The following is a 19,633-nucleotide window of genomic DNA, read 5'->3' as shown; positions in this document are numbered from 1 at the left end:
AACAAATTGCTCAAAGGTTTAAATCACTTTGAGCAAAAGCAAAGTTGAAGTTATGTCACAACCCCTATTTAAAAAAGTTGCATTTATTGGTTTAGGACTCATCGGGTCGAGTTTGGCACGGGTTATTGTTGCCGAAAAGTTGGCGACAACTATTGTGGCATCTACACGCTCACAAAAAACTTTAGAAGATGCAAAATCACTTGGCTTAATACAAGAAGGATTTTCTGATCCTGTTGAAGCCGTGAAAGGGGCAGATTTAGTTGTTTTAGCCTTGCCAGTACGTGCAACACAAAAAGTGCTTGAGCAAATTAAACCTTATTTGTCAGAAACCACAATTGTAACTGATGTGGGAAGTACAAAGGGTAATGTCGTAGATGCAGCAAAAGCTGTATTTGGTGAAGATTTACCAGCAGGTTTTGTTCCCGGGCATCCTATTGCGGGAAGTGAACACACGGGTGTTCACGCAGGTAAGGTCGATCTCTTTGCAAATCACAAAGTGATTTTGACTCCATTACCAACAAGTGCAGAATGGGCAGTTGAGAAACTGATTCAACTTTGGTCAGCTGCTAAAGCTGAAGTGATATGTATGGCTGTTGCCAAGCATGATGAAGTTTTGGCGCATACCAGTCATTTACCGCACTTGATGGCATTTAATTTGGTTGAGCAACTTGCAAACCGTGAAGATAATCTTGATATTTTCCGTTATGCAGCAGGTGGTTTCCGTGATTTCTCACGGATTGCGGCTAGTGATCCCCAAATGTGGCATGACATTTTCTTTGCCAATAAAACAGCCATATTAAATGCTGTAGATGGCTTCGAAAAGCAACTTACCGTACTTAGAAAATTGATTGAAAACGAAGACTCTCATGCATTAATGGGTTTACTCGGCCATGCTCAGGCAGCCCGTCAGCATTTCAATCATATGTTAGCCAAAAAACCTTTAATGGAGAAAAATAAGGTGACACAGCAATTCAGTATCTTACCGGGAAATAAGGCATTTAAAGGTAAATTTACCGTACCGGGTGACAAATCTGTGTCACATCGCTCTATTATGTTTGGTGCTATTGCCGAAGGCACGACTCATGTCACTGGTTTCCTTGAAGGTGAAGATGCTTTGGCAACTTTGCAAGCTTTCCGTGATATGGGTGTAAGCATTGAAGGCCCTAAGAATGGGGAAGTGACCATTCATGGCGTGGGCATGCATGGTTTAAAAGCACCAGCGAGTGCCTTGTATATGGGTAACTCTGGAACCAGCATGCGTTTGCTTTCAGGCATGTTATCAGCACAAAAATTTGATTCAGTGATGACAGGTGATGCATCACTTTCTAAACGTCCAATGGAGCGTATTGCTAAGCCATTACGTTTAATGGGTGCGCAAATCCAGACAACAGGTGAGAAAGGTACACCACCTGTAAGCATTACGGGTAGCCAGCAATTAAAAGGCATTCAATACGACTTGCCAATGGCATCTGCTCAGGTGAAGTCGGGTATTTTACTTGCGGGTCTATGGGCTGAAGGTGAAACTTCGGTAACTGAGCCAGAACCAACTCGTGACCACACAGAGCGCATGCTTCGTGCATTTGGTTATGATGTTAAAACTGAAGGCAATAAGATCTCTCTTGTTGGTGGCGGAAAATTAGTAGGTACTGATATTCAGGTTCCATCTGATATTTCATCTGCTGCTTTCTTTATGGTGGGTGCTGCAATTACTGAGGGTTCTGATGTTATTCTGGAAGCTGTAGGTATTAACCCAACACGTACTGGCGTAATTGAAATTTTAAAACAGATGGGTGCTGACTTGACTGTTGAAAATGAACGTATTGCCGGTGGCGAGCCTATTGCTGATATTCATATTAAAGGTTCACGTACTCTTAAAGGCATTCATATGCCGGAAGACCAAGTTCCTTTAGCAATTGATGAATTCCCTGCTTTATTTATTGCAGCAGCTTGTGCCGAAGGCCAAACAGTATTAACTGGTGCTGCAGAACTTCGTGTGAAAGAGTCTGACCGCATTCAGGTCATGGCTGATGGCTTAAAAATCATGGGTATTGACTGTACGCCAACTGATGATGGCATCATTATCGAAGGTAAAGGCAAATCTGGCGATTGGTCACCAATCTTTGCTGGCGGTGAAATCGAGTCACATCATGATCACCGTATCGCTATGAGTTTTAGTATGGCAGGTCTTCGTAATTCTGGTCCGATTACCATTCATGGTACTGAAACTGTGGCGACAAGCTTCCCGACTTTCACGGAGTTGGCGAATCGTGCAGGCTTAACAATCGAAGTTAGCCAATAACTTTTGACCTAACACATTTTATAATTGCTAACACAATAGCAACGGCAGCAGCAGGCTAAAGGCTTGGCTGCTGTTTGTTTATTGCTTATGCTAAGCGCAGATAATGATAAAAGTGTTAGGACAAAGGATGAAAAAATTACAATTTATTGCCAGTTGCCCACAACATGGAGTGCTTGATCATCCACCAAATGAATGCCATATCACTCAAGAATATGTAGCGGCTTTACTGTTTAAACAATTGGGGCATTATGGCTTTGATGCACAGCATATTGTGCATGAGCATGAAAAGGTAGAAGTGAGTATTGATAATCATCTTTTACCTTTGTCTATTACTTGCCAGAAAACAGACCATGAAGGGCATTTGATGTGTGAAATCTCTGCCAATCCTGATGAAGAACAAGATTGGTTTGAGAAAATCGAAACACAAAGCATTATTCGTCAGCTTGCGCAGGCCGTTGAAAATAGTTTGAAAGCTGATCATAGCTTTTCTCAATTTGTTTGGAAGTCTTAATCAATTAATTATATTTTATTAAGTAAGAGTGAACATATTTGTTCACTCTTTTGATTTATTAATATTGATAAGAGTTATTTATTTTTGTAGCGACATTATTTAATAAAAGTTAACAAACGAAAAAATAATATTGTTTGAATTTTGAACTAATTTTCTATTAATTTAAAAATACTTTTTAACAAAGAACAACTCAATTTCCTCTTCTTATTTATATTATTTTACAGAGAATTAACATGAACATAATTTCCAGTAATTATTTAAAAGGCTTTGGTATATTGATTATCTCCTTATTATCAGCGTGTAATAGTGATGATAAAGATACAACCATAAATTCAACGAACCAGAAGTTGTTAGAAGGAACAATTACTTCCTTAGAGAGTCTTAAGCAAAATCTAGTATGGCAAGAAAATCAGTGTGATAGTGTCTATTCTAAAGTTATCAGTGAGGCAGCAATTGCTCAAAAATCAGCGGCAGAACTAAGAGCTAATATCGCTAGTTCAAATAATTTGGGAGTTTTTCTTGATAATCAAATTATCCCGAAACTAGCTCAGCTTACCGATGAGTCAACTGTATTAAGGGCGAGGTGTAATGCTCCAGACTATGATGGAACAGGCGTAAGTATTGAACGACCTGCCATGCTAAGAGAAATGTTAAGTGAATGGCAAGGAACAATTAATTTATTAATTCATCAAATCAATAACCCGCCAAATATGAATCCTGAAATTAAATTAGCCTCATTAACCGACACCAATATTAATCAATCAACACTAGCAAAGTCTAAATTCAAAGATTGTTCAGATAGTTTTTGTCCAGAAATGACGGTTATTCCAGCTGGCAGCTTTTTAATGGGCGGAAATATAAATGAGCAAGAACAACAAAATGTACCAGCTCAATCTCGACCATACGAATTACCTCAGCACTTAGTACAAGTCGAAAAACCATTTGCAATGTCAACTTATGAAACAACAATTGCTGAGTTCCAGGCTTTCCAAAAGGAAACTGGATGGGAAGTCGAGGGGTGTCGTAATTGGGAAACACGCAATGGTGTCTTCAATATGTGGTATCGAGATGATTTAAATCCGAATAATTCTGGTATGAATCAAACACCTCAGGATCCTGTTGTATGTGTACGTCGTGAAGATGGAAGAGAATTTGCGAAATGGTTATCTAAAAAAACAGGTCAGACCTACCGTTTACCAACAGAAGTTGAGTGGGAATATGCGGCGCGTGCCGGAACGACAACAGCGTATTATTGGGGAGATGACCTTAATCTTGACCAAGCTTGTAAATACGCAAATGTATTAGATCCATCTACAGCGGCAGCATTACCCCAAACCAGTGGTTGGAGTCTATTTAAATGCACGGATGGTTATGCATTTACATCACCAGTCGGGAAGTTTTTACCAAACAATTTTGGTTTATATGATATGAGTGCCAACGCACGAGAATGGGTGGATGACTGCTGGCATTCAAATTATGAAAATGCTCCTAGTGTGAATCGTCGCTGGGGTGAAGAAAATAATGGACAGTGTAATTTCCCAGTTTTACGTGGAGGGGCATGGATATATAACACTTATAACGTGCGAACTGCTTATCGTAATGCGTATGTAACTTCACAAGCTCGTTCAATTATGTGGGGATTCCGTTTGGTTCGCGAAATTTAGCTTTGATTTTTATACCTAATATATTCTACATTTAAAGTCATTTTTTAATTTATCAGCGTCGATTTTAATAAAAAGCTAAAACTGCGCTGATAAATTCTTATCTTTCAATAAACCTACGTTTATTAAGAATATTTGTGAGAGTATAAATATATGGTGCCATTTGATTTTTCGAACTTATCTCCTCAAGTGGTTTGGCAGCATTTTCAAACACTTTGCACTATTCCTCGCCCATCGAAGCATGAACAGCAACTTCGTGAGTTTTTAAGAAACTGGGCCGAAAGTCGAAATTTAGAAACTTACGTAGATGAAGTGGGGAATTTGATTATTCGTAAGAATGCGACTCTGGGTAAAGAGCATGTGTCTGGCGTTATTCTGCAAGGCCATTTAGATATGGTCACTCAAGCCAATACTGGCACAGTACACGACTTCTTTAAAGACCCGATCCAGCCAGTCCTCGAAGATGGCTGGTTAATTGCTAAAGATACTACTTTAGGTGCTGATAATGGCATTGGGGTAGCATTAGCTTTGGCAGTTTTAGACTCAAATGATATTGCTCATGGGCCAATTGAAGTTCTTTTAACAGTTGATGAAGAAGCAGGGATGAGTGGTGCGCGACTTTTACAGGCAGGTGTACTAAAAGGGAAGTGGTTATTTAATATTGATACAGAAGAGTGGGGCGAGTTGTATCTCGGATGTGCTGGTAGTATTGATGTTGAAGTTGAGCAACCGCTTAATTATGAACCAATTCCTGAAAATTTGAATATTGTTAATATTCAGGTGGCTGGTCTTAAAGGTGGCCACTCTGGCGTAGATATCCATTTAGGACGTGGTAATGCCAACGTTATTCTGGCCCGTTTTTTAAATCAGCATTTAGCGAAGCTTGGTGGACGACTTGTTGAGTTTATAGGTGGTACAGCTCGTAATGCTTTACCTCGCGAAGCTGTAGCAACCATTGCCATTTCATCTAACCAATTGCCTGAATTAGAAAAATTACTCGCTGAATATCAAACGATATCGAAAGAACAGCTACAAGGTATTGATGACAATCTGCAATTAACTATTCAGCCTAATAGTGCTGAAGTGACCGAAGTGATTGCTCAACAACAGCAAAATGAATGGTTGCAAGCTTTAGCAACAAGTCCTTATGGCGTTGCAAGTATGAGTCAGGTTCTATCAGATGTAGTTGAGACTTCAAATAATATTGGAGTGGTGAGACTAAATAGAGAAGGTGGAAAAGCTGTTTTAATGGTTCGCTCAATGGTGAATCAAGAGGCTCAAGATTTTGCAGAAAAAATTCAAAAACATTTCAGTCAATTTAATATCGGCTCTACACTTACGCCGTTAGTGTCGGGTTGGACACCAAATCCAGATTCGGCTGCTCTAAAGTGCTTACAGCAGGCCTATCAAAATGCATTTAATATTGAGCCAAATCTAAAAGTAATTCATGCAGGCTTAGAGTGTGGGATTATTGCCGAGCATTATCCACATTTACAAATGGTTTCTTTTGGACCGGATATTCAAGGTGCGCATGCACCGGGTGAACGAGTCAAAGTTGATACTGTAGAGAAATGCTGGAAGCTGTTGGTGACAGCTTTGGCATCTGTAGAGTAGTTTTTTATAAATAAGAAGCTCAATCATGAGCTTCTTAAACTTTAACCTTTACATGAAAATGATGTGGATTTAACTTGATAAACTCGATTTCACAATCAATAAATTTTTCAATCATGGCTGCTTGAGTACGAGTGTGTTCGCTAATACATTGTGCGGTGAATTCACCACCTTGACCTAGAGCTAAAGGTAGAAGTAACTGATCTGCCAAATACTCATCTACAACAGCCTGCGAAGATAAATATAGATTTACATCTTTTGCTAAATGATCAGCTATTTGCTCTGCACTTTTGCGCATCTCACCTAAAGCCGTAAACAGTTGAGTGTGATATTGATGAGTAACTTTCACATAGACTGTATTGCCTTGGCTAATTCCATTTAAATGAAATTGCTGCTGAGAGCTTAAGTTTAGTTTTTTACTTAATGTGGTTAATTCACGTTGTGCTATCTGTGCTTCTTCTGAAAGATTTAATACAGCTGCAAAGGCCTCATTACTTTGCAAAGCACCGCGATCTAATAAATTTAGCTTGTTTCGATGTTGCCATGGTTGAACGGTAACCTGAATTTCACCTGCACCAATTGGAAAGAAGCCAGCTTTACTTAATTTAAAATCTACGTTAATTCCAATTTGAGCTAGAGCAGGTAAAAAGCAGTGTTCAATAAAATCTGCTGTTGGTGCAAGTGGGTTATGTGTACCCCCTGAAATGGTGAGTTCGGTAGCTTCATTTTGTAATAACAAAACAGGTAGAAGCGTTTGTAAAACCAGTGTTGTACTACCCGCAGAACCGATTTGAAATTGATATTTACCACTTTGAACATGCTGAGGTGCGAAATATAAACGTTGGCTATGTAATTCAGCACCCTCTACATAAGCTTGGCTAATTTGTTGAGATGCTTGTACACAAACCAAATGTTGACGCATTAAACCTGGTTTTTTACGCCCAGCACGTATATTAATTAATTCAAACGGCTGGCCTGTAATCATTGAGAGGGCAAGGGCAGTTCTTAAAATCTGTCCACCACCTTCACCTTGTGAGCCATCAATTTGAATGACTTTTGGTATATTTACCAAAACTGTATTCACTTCTATTTTCCTTATTTTCTAATTTAATGAACATACTGTCAGTACATGGTAATGCGAAGTAATGTGTGACTTTGTTTTCGACAAAGGTTTACTAGGTGCATAGTGCTGAGCCTGATAAGTGAATATCGATGCACGGCTCACATGCTGCCATAGCCGCCTGAATTATTTTTCAATCCCTCAGATCGGAGTAATGCAGGATCTTGTACTCGCCCAGTATGTCCAAACTTTGATTGTGAAAAGGATTTCACAAAATCTATTGTTTAATCGATTAGATCAATTTGCCAATTAGTAGCCTGAATTTTAACGTTTAAGTCACGGAGTTTTGCACTGATATCATCCGCCTGTTTTTGTAAGCTAGAAACCGGAATGACCTTCTTCCACTTAATTTCACGTGAGCTATAACGATCAGGTTCTCGATGCGTATTGGCAATCGCATCGATTAAAATCTTATGCTGTTCAGCATAACTATCGCGCAAGCTTAATAGAGACAATAATACTTTGCCATCTTCCAGTTTTGCTTGTGCATTGGTCAAATGGATACGATAAATCAATTGATTGCTTTCCTGAGTTAAAGCAAATACTTGTTTGATGAGTTCATTTGGATCTTCACTAGGTTCATCACCGTCTTGTACCAATACATTCGCATTGATTCGTTGTTTTAACGAAGCGAGCTTTTTTTGTTGATCGCTTCGAAGTAAAAGTGCTTCTGCGAGTTTCATATTTTATTTTCCTAAAAATTTATTCTTTAATCTGTTGAGCTGGCAACTTTAATCTGTTGAGCTGGCAAGTAGTAAGCAACCTTTATTTTGCTCTGGTGAATAGATGGTTAAGCACCAATTACCCCACCATTCTCGGCCCGGTTCAAAATAATCATTCCATTCAGAACTTTCTTCCCGACCACTACCTGGATAGCCAACCCAATCATATATTTCACAGTCTTTCTCCGTGAAAAGGCATAGCCGCAAGAAAGCTTGAAAGAATGTTACCTGATTAAAATGGGTAAGGGTTGTGCCATATGGTGGATCAATGATTGCCTCTAACAAGCCCCAAAACCAATTATGTCTAGAAAATAAATTAGGTTTGTCCAAACGATTAAAACTTACAAGGCTGCGATCTAATTTTTTAGTGGTTAAAGTATTTAAGTCTAACGTTTTTTCTATTGCTAAACTTTCACAATTCAATAACATCTGTTGGTGAATAGCTAGCGTATTCGAAGATTCTGTCTTATGTACGACATTAAACAAAAATACTTCAAATACGGCTTGTATGGCATCAAGATCAGATTGTAACTCTTTGGTATTCAAATGATCTAATTGGACAAACATATGCTCACCTTCTGGGTATGGTAAATTATCTAACCCTTAACACACACCACTTGTCTTAATGTATAAACCACTTCAACCAAATCGCTCTGAGCTTTCATTACATCTTCAATTGGTTTATATGCCGATGGAATTTCATCAATAACCGCAGCATCTTTACGGCATTCCACACCTTCAGTTTGTGCAATTTGATCTTCAACAGTAAAGCGTCGTTTTGCTTCAGTACGGCTCATAACACGGCCTGCACCATGCGAACATGAACAGAAAGATTCCTGATTTCCAAGTCCACGGACAATAAAGGACTTCGCGCCCATTGAGCCTGGAATAATTCCATATTCACCTAAGCGCGCACGGACAGCACCTTTACGGGTGACCATTACTTCTTCACCGTAGTGTTCTTCCTTTTCCACATAGTTATGGTGACAGTTCACCGCTTCCAAACGTGCCTGAAAAGGCTTTGGTACAATCGTAGCCAAGGCTTTAATCGCAGATTGCATCATGATTTCTCGGTTCTTCATCGCAAAGCGTTGAGCCCAGCCTACCGCAAACCAGTAATCATCAAAATGTTCAGTTCCCTCGACTAAGTATGCTAAATCTTTATTTGGTAAATTAATAAAATGCTTCTGCATGTCTTTACGGGCAAGTTCAATAAAATGATTGCCTATAGCATTTCCTACACCACGAGAACCTGAGTGCAACATAATCCAAACATGATCATGCTCATCTAAACAGATTTCGACAAAGTGGTTTCCAGTACCTAAAGTTCCCAAATGTTTGCGGTTGTTGGTGTTTTTTAAACGTGGGTGTTTTGCGCAAATATATTCAAAATCTGCAACCAGATCGGTCCAAGCTTGATCTACCATTTCTGGTGGAGTTTCCCATGACCCACGATCACGTCCGCGTTTAGTCATTCCGTGTGGGATTAAACGTTCAAGTTCAGTACGTAGAGCATGTAAGTTATCTGGTAAATCTGAAGCAGTTAAGCTTGTACGGGTTGCCATCATTCCACAACCAATATCTACACCCACAGCAGCAGGAATAATTGCCCCTTTAGTTGGAATCACGCTACCAATAGTTGCTCCTAAACCGAAGTGTACATCTGGCATAACAGCCATCCATTTATAAATAAAAGGCATTTGAGCTGTTTGCAATAATTGTTGTTTTGAGTTGTCATCAACAAGCACGCCTTTAGTCCACATTTTGACTGGCATACTTTTTTCATTTTGCAGAACTTCATAAGAACGTTGTTGCTGTTTTTGTTCAAACTGAGCTTGTTGGTTAATTTCTTCAATGACAGACATTTTCTTTTCCTTTCAAAGCCTGCCTGCCAAGCGTTTGCAGGCAGGTGTTATTCACAAGATCCCAATGATGTTGTGTGCTTTGTACTATTGCACTGAGTGTGCCAACTTTTTTAAAAAGCATTTAATTTAATTGTAAATTATTGAAAATAATAAATAAAAATAATTTTATTTTATATAGTGTGAATTTTATTGGCGGTTTTTAATATTAAAAATATATCTAAAAATATATTTAAATATCTTTTTGGATATATTTAATTAATAAATTTTACGATTTTATCGACTTTTAAAAGCTGTCCAACTTCATTTAAAGTAAACTCATCAAAATCATTTGCTAAATAAAAATGACCTTTATAAAACTGGCGAACTTCTTCGATTATAGCTTGCTGCCCAGCTTTATCTTGATGTCGGGGGCTAAAGTGCGTCAGAATTAAATTACTTAAAGATTGATGTTCTGCAAATTCAGCCACCATTTTTGCTGAGCTATGCATTGGACCTTTGCCAACTTTATCTAAAACCGTTTGCAAGTATGTTGATTCGTGAATAAGGAGTTGCGCATCTTTGCAAGCGTTTGCTAACAGTTCAGGTTGGTCATTATCGCCACCTATAATTGCATGAACTTGTTGATTTTGTATTTTGATAAAGTCTTGAGCTTTTAAAGTTTGTCCGTCAAATTCGATATTGTAACCTTGTTTCAAATGGCCCCACATGTCTCCTTGAGGTACGCCAAGCTGAGTTAGAGCTTTGGTATCTAACTTCTTCTGAATAGATTTGATATAAATGCTAAAAGCAAAACTTGGAACACGATGGCTTAGTTGATGTGCTTGAACAATGAATTCGTCAGTGATCTGTTGTGGCTGCGTTGCTTCATTTACATCAATAAATTGAAGGGAATAGGGCAAATATAAATCTGTAAGCTGGGCAGTGATTTCAAACCATTGCTGAATTTCTTTCGGTGCAATCACGATTAAGGGTTTGCTACGGGCATTCATGCCTGCACTTGCCAATAAACCAACTAGACCATAACAATGGTCGCCGTGAACATGTGTAATACAAATGGCAACTAGGTTTTGTAGTGAAAGTTTGGCTTGTTGAATGCGATGCTGTGTCCCTTCGCCGGCATCAATTAAAATCCAGTCCTTATTTTTGGTGTTACGAACTGCTAATCCTGAAACATTACGTGTCAGGGTAGGTACACCCGAAGATGTGCCTAAAAAAGTAAAATGAAGCATATTCTTGGAATTTTTTGGTCAAATGCGTATTGTATATTATAGACAGTTATAAAATTTTATAGAAATTATGGCGGATGCAAAGAAAACAGTCGTTATTGGCTTTGTCGGTTCTACACTTGATCAGGGGAGAAAGCCAGATCGATGGCAACGTTGGCGTCCTACGATTAGCTTGTTAATGCATGAAAATTTGCTTGTAGATGAATTGGTACTGTTACATGATCGACAACATCATAATTTAGTTAAATCTATAGCAGCAGATGCTAAAGAGATCTCTCCCCAAACACAGGTTTCTGGACATAAGGTAAGTATTAAAGATCCTTGGGATTTTGCTGAAGTTTATGGTGCACTTTATGATTTTGTAAAAACCTATCCGTTTGATGTTGAAAAAAATAACTATTTATTGCATATCACAACCGGAACGCATGTTGCTCAAATTTGTTGGTATTTATTGGTAGATGCACATTATTTACCAGCTCAACTTATCCAAAGTTCACCTAATCAGCAAAAGACCTCAGAAGGTGAATATAGAATTATTGATCTGGACTTATCTCGATACGATGTTTTAAAACAGCGCTTCGATGATGAACAAAAACAAAATTGGCAACAACTTAAAGCAAATATTTCTACTCATAATAAAGCGTTTAATCAGCTTATTGAGGAAGTTGAATTAGTTGCAACCCGCTCTAGTGCACCTATTTTGATTATGGGGGCAACAGGGGTTGGTAAGTCTCATTTAGCAAAACAAATTTTTCAGTTAAAGAAAGATAAATTTCAATTAAGCGGTCGTTTTATTGATGTTAACTGTGCAACCTTGCGTGGTGATAGTGCCATGTCAACTTTATTTGGTCATATAAAAGGTGCATTTACAGGAGCAGCAGCTTCTCGTGCTGGTTTATTAAAAAGTGCTGACCAAGGCATTTTATTTTTAGATGAAATTGGTGAATTAGGACTTGATGAACAAGCTATGCTGCTAAAAGCGCTAGAAGACAAAAGTTTTTTTCCTGTTGGAAGTGATAAGGAAATTCAGGCCGATTTTCAGCTAATCGCAGGTACTAACCGTGATTTACGCAATGAGGTTCAAGCTGGTCGTTTTCGTGAAGATTTATGGGCTCGTTTGAATACGTGGACGTTCTTCTTACCAAATTTAAAAGACCGTGTAGAAGATATTGCACCCAATATTGATTTTGAGCTACAGCGTTTTGCTGCAATTCATCAAAGACAATTACGTTTTCAACGTGATGCTTTAGAAACATATTTAAAGTTTGCTAAATCAGTAGATGCATCATGGCAAGGAAATTTTAGAGATTTAGCAGCGAGCGTAACTCGTTTGGCAACTTTATCGCAAGGTGAGTTAATTCGCCGTGAAGCTGTAGAAAAAGAAATTCAACGTCTAAAGCAGCTTTGGCTTATTCAGGATGAATCTTACAATGATAAAAATACAGATATTTTGTTGAACTATTTAAGTCCTGAGCAGCTAGAACAAATAGATGAATTTGATCAGATTCAATTACGAGGTGTGCTCAAAATCTGCGAAAATTCAAAATCCATGGCAGAGGCGGGAAGACAACTCTTTTCAGTATCTCGTCAACAGCGTAATACAACGAACGATAGTGACCGAGTGAAAAAATATTTGGCACGTTTTGGGTTAAGTTGGAATAATTTTCAATAATGACACGGCTTATAAAATGATGGGCATACTCTCGAGTTATGCCCATCAAGTTACCGTTTATTTCATGATAATAAAACGTGTAATGATTTGGCGAAGCTGCTTTAAATAGCCTGTAAAGAAGTGGTTAGCACCCGGTAAAATTGTGATTGGATGTTTTTGTGGTTTTGCCCACTCAATTGCATCTGAAAGTAAAGTAATATCATCTTGCTCACCATGAATGAGTAGAATATCACCTTGAATTTCAGGAGTTTTATAGTGGCGTAAACCTACTACAGTAGCTGTTGGTAAACCACATAAAATTAACTGTACAGGTCGTAATTCAGGTTCAAGCTGTGCAAAGCATTTTGCTAAAACATGTGAGCCAAAGCTAAAACCGCCTGCATAAAAGGGTAGGCCTTCATGAAGCTTACGAACGTGCTCAATTACAGCTAAGATATCTTCAGTTTCACCATGGCCTTCATCATGAATGCCTTCACTGCCGCCTAAACCACGGAAACTAGGACGGTAAACAATACAACCATATTCATTAAAAATTTGGGTTAAAAGGGCAGGGACTTTATGCTGAGGGGTTCCACCTTGCAATGGGTGCGGATGGCAAACAACCGCAAAGCCTTTGATTTCACCTTCAGGGCGGTCAACGAAAAGTTCAATTTTACCTACTGGACCCTGGATGAAAGTTTGCTCAGACATATAAGAACCGCTAAATAACAATACGTAGTGCTATTTTACCGATAGTCGTCATTGAAAACACGAGTTAGCATTAAAAAATATCTACTGTTATAGTTGGTATTAAGAATAATTTTTTCAGGTTGTCTATGCTTGCTTTAATTTCTCCTGCAAAAACTTTAGATTATGAAACAGCGTTACCTACAGATGAGTTTACTCAGCCTCGCTTGTTAGAAAACTCAGCACAATTAATTGATGTTTGCCGCAAACTTTCTGCTTCGGAAATTGCGAGTTTAATGAGTGTAAGTGAAAAAATTGCCACACTAAATGCAGATCGATTTAGAGACTGGAATCCCGAATTTAATTTCTCAAATGCTCGCCAAGCAATTTATGCATTTAAAGGGGATGTGTATACCGGTTTAGATGCGTACCATTTAAAAGATAAAGATATTGACTTTGCACAGCAGCACTTGCGTATGCTCTCTGGTCTATATGGTTTATTGCGTCCTTTAGATTTAATGATGCCTTATCGTTTAGAGATGGGTACTAAATTAAAAAATACTAGAGGTCATAATTTGTATGAATTCTGGGGTGATATCATCACTAACCAAATTAATGAAGACTTGGCCGCAATTAAATCTGAATTGCTGGTAAATCTAGCTTCAGATGAATATTACAAGTCTGTCAATGAAAAGAAAATTAAGGCTGAAATTGTGAAGCCTGTTTTTCTTGACCAGAAAAATGGCAAATATAAAGTCATTAGTTTCTATGCGAAAAAAGCACGCGGTTTAATGGCTCGTTTTATTGTTGAAAACCAATTAAATAAAGCTGAAGACATCAAAGCGTTTAATACCGAGGGTTATTACTTTGATGCTGATAACTCATCGGCAAAAGAGTTGGTATTTAAACGTGATGAGCAATAATTTTAAGCGTGGTTAATAGATGATGATGCAGCTTTATTTATCAAAACTAAAGCATGTTTGGTTTGAGCTGCATCAGCATTATGATTTTTCTGAACCGCAGAAAATCTATGATGAACTTATTGCGGCTTATAGTGAAAAACAGCGAGCCTACCATACCGTCCAACATTTATGTGAATGTTTGAGTTTAATGGAGGCGGTTCAATACGAATTAAATGATCCGTATGCTGTTGCATTGGCTCTCTGGTTTCATGATGTTATCTATGATCCTCAAGCACCAGATAATGAGCTTAAAAGTGCTGAGTTATTTGAACAATTGATGGCGCAAGATTTATCATCCGATACTCTAGAGAAAATAAAGCGTTGGATTCTTGCGACTCAAAAGCATGCATTAACTGATGAAACAGATTTGCAATTTTTGTTGGATATTGATTTAGCTATTTTGGCAGCAACACCTGAACGTTTTATCCAGTATGAACAGCAAATTCAGCAGGAGTATTCTTGGGTTGATCCTGAAGTATATGCGATTAAGCGAAAAGAAGTTTTAATGCATTTTTATCAGTCTGAGCCACTTTATCAAACTGTATATTTCCAAAAGAATTTTGAGTTAAACGCCAAGGATAATTTAAGACAAATATTGGAATAGCCTAAGTTAGGTATAAGAATTTAGATCTACCATTAGAATAAAGCGATATATTTTTAAAAGGTAAAATGGTTATATGGTAGGAGAGAGGAACCACTGAAAAAGCAGTGATTCCTTAGAAATAAATTATTTAAAGAAATAACCTGTTTCAGGTGAGCTTGCATTTGCCATACGTTTACGTGGCATACGACCTGCTAAAAATGCTTCACGTCCTGCTTCAACAGCTTTTTTCATTGCGGAAGCCATCAAAATAGGGTTTTGAGCAGCTGCAATCGCTGTATTCATCAATACACCATCACAACCAAGTTCCATCGCAATAGCAGCATCACTTGCTGTACCAACGCCTGCATCGACTAAAACTGGAACTTTCGCATTTTCTTTAATAATTGAAATGGTATGTGGATTTAAAATACCTAAACCTGAACCAATTAGACTACCTAAAGGCATAATCGCAACACAGCCCATACTTTCAAGTTCTTGTGCAATGATCGGATCATCAGAGGTATAGACCATAATCTCAAAACCGTCATCAATCAAAGTGCGCGCGGCTTTTAAAGTCTCGGTTACATTTGGATATAAGGTTTTTTCATCACCCAATACTTCAAGTTTTACTAGGTTATGACCATCAAGTAACTCACGCGCTAACATGCAGGTACGTACTGCGCTATCAGCATCAAAACAACCTGCGGTATTTGGCAAAATTGTATATTTTTCTGGTGGAATGACAGACAGTAAATTCGGTTGATCTGGATTTTGTCCAATATTCACACGGCGGATTGCGACAGTTACGATTTCTGCACCACTGGCTTGAATAGCTAAATCCGTTTCATTTAAGTCTTTATATTTGCCAGTTCCGACCAATAAGCGAGATTGAAAAGAACGTGAACCAATAATGAGAGGGGTGTCTTGCATGGATAACTCCGACTTAGCCGCCGCCAACAGCGTGAATAATTTCGATACGGTCATGTTGAGCAATAGAAATTTGCTCTAATTTGCTTTTAGAAACGATTTGCTGATTGTGCTCAACAGCAAAACGTTTTCCTTCAAGTGCCAACTCCTGAATGAGTTGCAACAGGTTTTGGCTAGGCGTGTCCGTTAATTCGCCATTTAAATAAATTTGCATGATCACATTCCGATTATTTTGCGTATTTGAAAGCATTCCAAGCCAAGACTAGCCATCCCGCAATCATTAAGGCTCCACCGATTGGCGTAATTGCACCTAATATTCGTGGTAAACCTAGCGCCATGATGTAAAGCGAACCACAAAAAAATAGAATACCAATTTGGATAAGCAAGAAAGATAACTTGATTGGGAAATGAGGAAGAACCTTACTTAAAATACCAAGAGCTAATAGGCCAAGCGCATGATAAAAAAAGTAGTCGGTTGCAGTCTGCCACCAAGCAAGTTGCTCAGGACCCGCGTGAGCTTTAAGACCATGTGCTCCAAAAGCACCCAACATGACTGCAAAAGCAAGATTAAGGGCTGAAATGGCGATCCACATAACAAAAAACGCAACTGAATAATGAAAGGCAACGTTAACATAGATTGGGTTGGCTAAACATAGCCAGATAAAACAAAAGGGCGATTCGCCCTTTTATTTTTTTCATTTATTTTAGCTTGCTGACATGGCAGTTTTGATTTTTTCCATCGCATTTTTTTCAAGCTGACGAATACGTTCTGCCGAAACATTATATTCAGCTGCTAACTCGTGAAGAGTAGATTTGTCATCATCTAACCAGCGGCGTTGTAAAATATTACGCGAACGGTCATCTAACTGGTCCATTGCATCATGCAAGGCTGAAGTACTTTGCTCTTCCCAGTCTTCGTTCTCGACTAAACGGGCAGGGTCGTAGCGGTTATCTTCAAGATACAACGCAGGCGCTGTGTGTGGAGTATCATCGTCATCATCACCTTGTGCTTCAAAAGCAGCATCATAAGCAGTTAAACGACCTTCCATTTCCAGAACTTGTTCTGGAGTTACATTTAAGTCATTAGCAATCGATTGAGCTTCTTCGAGCGTTAATTTTTTACTCGATTTTTTTAAACTACGTAAATTGAAAAATAATTTACGCTGAGCTTTTGTCGTTGCAATCTTGACGATACGCCAGTTGCGAATAACGTATTCATGGATTTCTGCCTTAATCCAATGGACGGCAAAAGATACTAGACGCACGCCCATATTTGGGTCGAAACGTTTCACGGCTTTCATTAAGCCTAAATTACCTTCTTGAATAAGGTCGCCTTGTGGTAGGCCATAACCTGCATAGCTGCGCGCAATATGAACGACAAAACGTAAATGCGACATTACCAGCATTTTTGCGGCATCAAGATCTTGGTCATAATAATAACGTTCAGCAAGTTCTTTTTCTTGCTCGGCCGTTAAAATAGGAATCTGATTGACAGTACTGATATATGCACCAAGGTTTACACCGGGCGCAGACAATGACAGGGGCATCAATTGATTGCTGCTGTCACTCATGAGTTCTCCTTATAGGATCGAATGGGATAACCAATAAATTCATCTTAATTTGAATCAGCTTCATAATTAAGGAAAATTGGGTAGAGAAATGTAAAATTTTATGCAATTTCTAATCTTTTAGTTTAGCAAAGAATTATTGAGTTTCAATTAAATAGTGAAATTCTCTTTCTGATATGTGTGTAGTTTGACACGTAAAATGATGTAAACCACAGTAACGAGTTACATCAATTTCACTATGAGGATCTGAAGATTTTAATAAAAATTGTTGTTTGCCTGACGCTTTTTTAAGTTCACGCTTTAACATTAACAATGGCATTGGGCAGGGCTGCCCAAGGGCATTAATTTCAATGGGTGCTGTATTAGAAGAAGTATTGCTCATTCATCATCAAAACAACTGAAAAAAATATTCTAACAAATTTTTAATAAATACAGCATATTTTATGAAAGGAGATGCCGGAATTTCTATAAAAAATATTGTAATAAGCTGTTTAAAAAAAGAACTAAAAATAGGGGAAATATTTGAAAAAAATTCTATTAATTGTCATAAACCCGTGTTAAGCTCGAACCGTTTTAGGATTTACCACACAATCAAATTGATTTAATAACCCTATAACAAATGGATGTAACCGGAAATTGTTGATAGTTTTACAGAATGATTACAAGCTTTAAGATTATAAATATTTTAAAACCTTGTTTGCTCTGCTGTTTGCAACACCGGAAGGTCCTTTTTTCAACATCTGAGGATTGACTTATGACAGCTCGTGAACAAGGCGTAGTAAAGTGGTTTAATGACACTAAAGGCTTTGGTTTTATTCAACGTAACGGTGGCGACGATGTATTCGTTCACTTCCGTGCAATCGTAGGTGACGGTCACCGTTCTCTACGTGATGGTCAACGCGTAGAGTTTAGCGTTGTACAAGGTCAAAAAGGTTTTCAAGCTGAAAACGTTCAGCCTTTAGACTAAGACTAATTCATCTTTTTGATGAATGATGGACGCTCCAATTTTTGAATTGGGGCGTTTTTGTTTATAATGATCTTCTCATTCGAGAGATTGTTTGTTAGAGCGCGTATTTATGACATCTGGTTTTGAAACCTTGAATTTACATCCGCAACTTAAAAAGGCGATTGATGCTTTAGGGTTTACTCAAATGACCCCAATTCAGCAAAAGGTTTTAAAATATACATTAGCCGGGCATGATGCAATTGGGCGAGCACAAACAGGAACAGGTAAGACAGCTGCCTTTCTGATTAGTGTAATTAATGATTTACTCAATAATCCGATTCAAGAGCAACGCTTCCGTGGCGAGCCTCGTGCTTTAATCTTGGCGCCTACTCGTGAGTTGGCATTGCAAATTGAAAGTGATGCGAAATTTCTCACAAAATTCTCTAATTTACATTTAGTGACCCTATTGGGTGGTGTTGATTTCGATAAGCAGAAGAAGCAACTTGATGCTAATTTTGTCGATATCATGGTAGCCACACCTGGGCGATTAATCGATTTTGTAGAACAAAAAGAAGTCTGGCTCGATCAAATTGAATTTCTAGTTATTGATGAAGCTGACCGTTTATTAGACATGGGCTTTATTCCTTCGGTAAAACGTATTGTTCGTTATTCACCCCGTAAGGAACAACGTCAGACCCTCATGTTCTCAGCGACGTTTAGTTATGATGTTCTTAATTTGGCAAGACAATGGTTATTTGAACCTGTAACTGTTGAAATTGAGCCAGAACAAAAGACCAATAACGATGTAGAGCAACGTGTTTATGTTGTTGCTAAACAAGACAAATATCGTTTACTGCAAGATATCTTGCGTGAAGAGCCAATCGATAAGGTTATGATTTTTGCTAATCGACGTGATCAGGTGCGCCGTCTTTATGACCATTTAAAGAAAGATGGATACAGAGTAGGTATGCTTTCAGGTGAAATTGCTCAAGATAAACGTTTAAAAATGTTAGAGCAATTTAAGCAAGGTAAACATAATATTATGATTGCGACAGATGTTGCTGGTCGTGGTATTCATGTGGATGGCGTGTCGCATGTCATCAACTTTACATTGCCTGAACAATCTGATGACTATGTACACCGTATTGGTCGTACAGGTCGTGCTGGCTCACAGGGGGTAAGTATTAGTTTCTTATCTGAAGATGATGCCTTTTATTTACCTGAAATTGAAAAAGCAATTGGTAAAAAATTACCACTGACCAGATTAGATGGTTATTGCTAATAAAAAAATCCC

Annotated in this window: 20 protein-coding genes; 9 read left to right on the top strand and 11 right to left on the bottom strand. The window is 38.2% G+C overall.

Annotation, left to right across the window (positions count from 1 at the left end; genetic code table 11):
- Positions 1-52 precede the first annotated feature (52 nt).
- The 4 genes from HMPREF0013_RS14415 (at position 53) to HMPREF0013_RS14400 (ending at position 6,085) form a co-directional block, all read left to right on the top strand.
- Positions 53-2,299 (top strand): bifunctional prephenate dehydrogenase/3-phosphoshikimate 1-carboxyvinyltransferase, encoded by a 2,247-nt coding sequence (locus tag HMPREF0013_RS14415; protein ID WP_016802602.1) that lies wholly within the window; start codon positions 53-55, stop codon positions 2,297-2,299.
- A gap of 127 nt (positions 2,300-2,426) precedes the next feature.
- Positions 2,427-2,810, top strand: a complete 384-nt coding sequence (locus tag HMPREF0013_RS14410; protein WP_002118252.1) for a hypothetical protein — start codon at positions 2,427-2,429, stop codon at positions 2,808-2,810.
- Between the two features lie 233 nt (positions 2,811-3,043).
- On the top strand, positions 3,044-4,474 hold the full coding sequence (locus HMPREF0013_RS14405) for a formylglycine-generating enzyme family protein (RefSeq protein ID WP_016802601.1): 1,431 nt from the start codon (positions 3,044-3,046) through the stop codon (positions 4,472-4,474).
- 150 nt (positions 4,475-4,624) lie between these two features.
- Complete coding sequence (locus tag HMPREF0013_RS14400; RefSeq protein ID WP_002115300.1) at positions 4,625-6,085, top strand: aminoacyl-histidine dipeptidase; 1,461 nt, start codon at positions 4,625-4,627, stop codon at positions 6,083-6,085.
- A gap of 34 nt (positions 6,086-6,119) precedes the next feature.
- Here HMPREF0013_RS14400 and rtcA read toward each other — a convergent pair whose 3' ends face one another.
- From rtcA to HMPREF0013_RS14375, 5 genes are all read right to left on the bottom strand, one after another.
- Positions 6,120-7,166: an RNA 3'-terminal phosphate cyclase gene (rtcA, locus tag HMPREF0013_RS14395; RefSeq protein WP_002115320.1), complete on the bottom strand. Its 1,047-nt coding sequence runs from the start codon at positions 7,164-7,166 to the stop codon at positions 6,120-6,122.
- A 260-nt stretch (positions 7,167-7,426) separates the two neighbouring features.
- The gene (locus HMPREF0013_RS14390) at positions 7,427-7,885 is read right to left on the bottom strand and encodes a DIP1984 family protein (protein ID WP_002115303.1); all 459 of its coding nucleotides are present in this window, start codon (positions 7,883-7,885) and stop codon (positions 7,427-7,429) included.
- A 48-nt stretch (positions 7,886-7,933) separates the two neighbouring features.
- The gene (locus HMPREF0013_RS14385; protein WP_002115261.1) at positions 7,934-8,491 is read right to left on the bottom strand and encodes a hypothetical protein; all 558 of its coding nucleotides are present in this window, start codon (positions 8,489-8,491) and stop codon (positions 7,934-7,936) included.
- A 29-nt stretch (positions 8,492-8,520) separates the two neighbouring features.
- The gene (locus HMPREF0013_RS14380) at positions 8,521-9,789 is read right to left on the bottom strand and encodes an RtcB family protein (protein ID WP_002115268.1); all 1,269 of its coding nucleotides are present in this window, start codon (positions 9,787-9,789) and stop codon (positions 8,521-8,523) included.
- A 251-nt stretch (positions 9,790-10,040) separates the two neighbouring features.
- On the bottom strand, positions 10,041-11,018 hold the full coding sequence (locus tag HMPREF0013_RS14375) for a ribonuclease Z (protein ID WP_002115325.1): 978 nt from the start codon (positions 11,016-11,018) through the stop codon (positions 10,041-10,043).
- A 67-nt stretch (positions 11,019-11,085) separates the two neighbouring features.
- On the opposite strand from HMPREF0013_RS14375, the gene rtcR reads away from it, so the two are divergent.
- Positions 11,086-12,687 (top strand): RNA repair transcriptional activator RtcR, encoded by a 1,602-nt coding sequence (gene rtcR, locus HMPREF0013_RS14370; protein WP_002115293.1) that lies wholly within the window; start codon positions 11,086-11,088, stop codon positions 12,685-12,687.
- A 57-nt stretch (positions 12,688-12,744) separates the two neighbouring features.
- Here rtcR and HMPREF0013_RS14365 read toward each other — a convergent pair whose 3' ends face one another.
- Positions 12,745-13,377 (bottom strand): alpha/beta hydrolase, encoded by a 633-nt coding sequence (locus HMPREF0013_RS14365; RefSeq protein WP_002115250.1) that lies wholly within the window; start codon positions 13,375-13,377, stop codon positions 12,745-12,747.
- A 125-nt stretch (positions 13,378-13,502) separates the two neighbouring features.
- Here HMPREF0013_RS14365 and yaaA point away from each other — a divergent pair, with 125 nt between their 5' ends.
- Positions 13,503-14,276: a peroxide stress protein YaaA gene (gene yaaA / locus HMPREF0013_RS14360; protein ID WP_002115321.1), complete on the top strand. Its 774-nt coding sequence runs from the start codon at positions 13,503-13,505 to the stop codon at positions 14,274-14,276.
- Positions 14,277-14,295: 19 nt separating this feature from the next.
- A complete protein-coding gene (locus HMPREF0013_RS14355) occupies positions 14,296-14,919 on the top strand; it encodes a hypothetical protein (protein WP_002115314.1) in 624 nt (207 codons plus the stop codon).
- A 123-nt stretch (positions 14,920-15,042) separates the two neighbouring features.
- On the opposite strand, the gene HMPREF0013_RS14350 is transcribed toward HMPREF0013_RS14355, so the two are convergent.
- The 5 genes from HMPREF0013_RS14350 to HMPREF0013_RS14330 all read right to left on the bottom strand — a co-directional run bounded on the left by HMPREF0013_RS14350 (position 15,043) and on the right by HMPREF0013_RS14330 (position 17,775).
- On the bottom strand, positions 15,043-15,828 hold the full coding sequence (locus HMPREF0013_RS14350) for a thiazole synthase (protein ID WP_001154366.1): 786 nt from the start codon (positions 15,826-15,828) through the stop codon (positions 15,043-15,045).
- Between the two features lie 13 nt (positions 15,829-15,841).
- Positions 15,842-16,039 (bottom strand): sulfur carrier protein ThiS, encoded by a 198-nt coding sequence (thiS, locus tag HMPREF0013_RS14345; RefSeq protein WP_002115323.1) that lies wholly within the window; start codon positions 16,037-16,039, stop codon positions 15,842-15,844.
- A gap of 13 nt (positions 16,040-16,052) precedes the next feature.
- Positions 16,053-16,418: a DUF423 domain-containing protein gene (locus HMPREF0013_RS14340; RefSeq protein ID WP_002115263.1), complete on the bottom strand. Its 366-nt coding sequence runs from the start codon at positions 16,416-16,418 to the stop codon at positions 16,053-16,055.
- A gap of 111 nt (positions 16,419-16,529) precedes the next feature.
- On the bottom strand, positions 16,530-17,396 hold the full coding sequence (rpoH, locus tag HMPREF0013_RS14335) for an RNA polymerase sigma factor RpoH (protein ID WP_002115267.1): 867 nt from the start codon (positions 17,394-17,396) through the stop codon (positions 16,530-16,532).
- Between the two features lie 133 nt (positions 17,397-17,529).
- Positions 17,530-17,775 (bottom strand): sulfurtransferase TusA family protein, encoded by a 246-nt coding sequence (locus HMPREF0013_RS14330; protein WP_005068314.1) that lies wholly within the window; start codon positions 17,773-17,775, stop codon positions 17,530-17,532.
- A gap of 372 nt (positions 17,776-18,147) precedes the next feature.
- Between HMPREF0013_RS14330 and HMPREF0013_RS14325 the strand changes: the two genes are divergently transcribed.
- Positions 18,148-18,360: a cold-shock protein gene (locus tag HMPREF0013_RS14325; protein WP_000126912.1), complete on the top strand. Its 213-nt coding sequence runs from the start codon at positions 18,148-18,150 to the stop codon at positions 18,358-18,360.
- A gap of 109 nt (positions 18,361-18,469) precedes the next feature.
- Complete coding sequence (gene rhlB / locus HMPREF0013_RS14320; protein WP_002115257.1) at positions 18,470-19,621, top strand: ATP-dependent RNA helicase RhlB; 1,152 nt, start codon at positions 18,470-18,472, stop codon at positions 19,619-19,621.
- The last annotated feature ends 12 nt before the right edge of the window (positions 19,622-19,633 follow it).

Origin of the sequence: Acinetobacter sp. SH024 (assembly GCF_000163635.1) — a bacterium.
Taxonomy (GTDB): domain Bacteria; phylum Pseudomonadota; class Gammaproteobacteria; order Pseudomonadales; family Moraxellaceae; genus Acinetobacter; species Acinetobacter pittii.
This window is presented reverse-complemented; position numbering and strand designations above follow the sequence as displayed.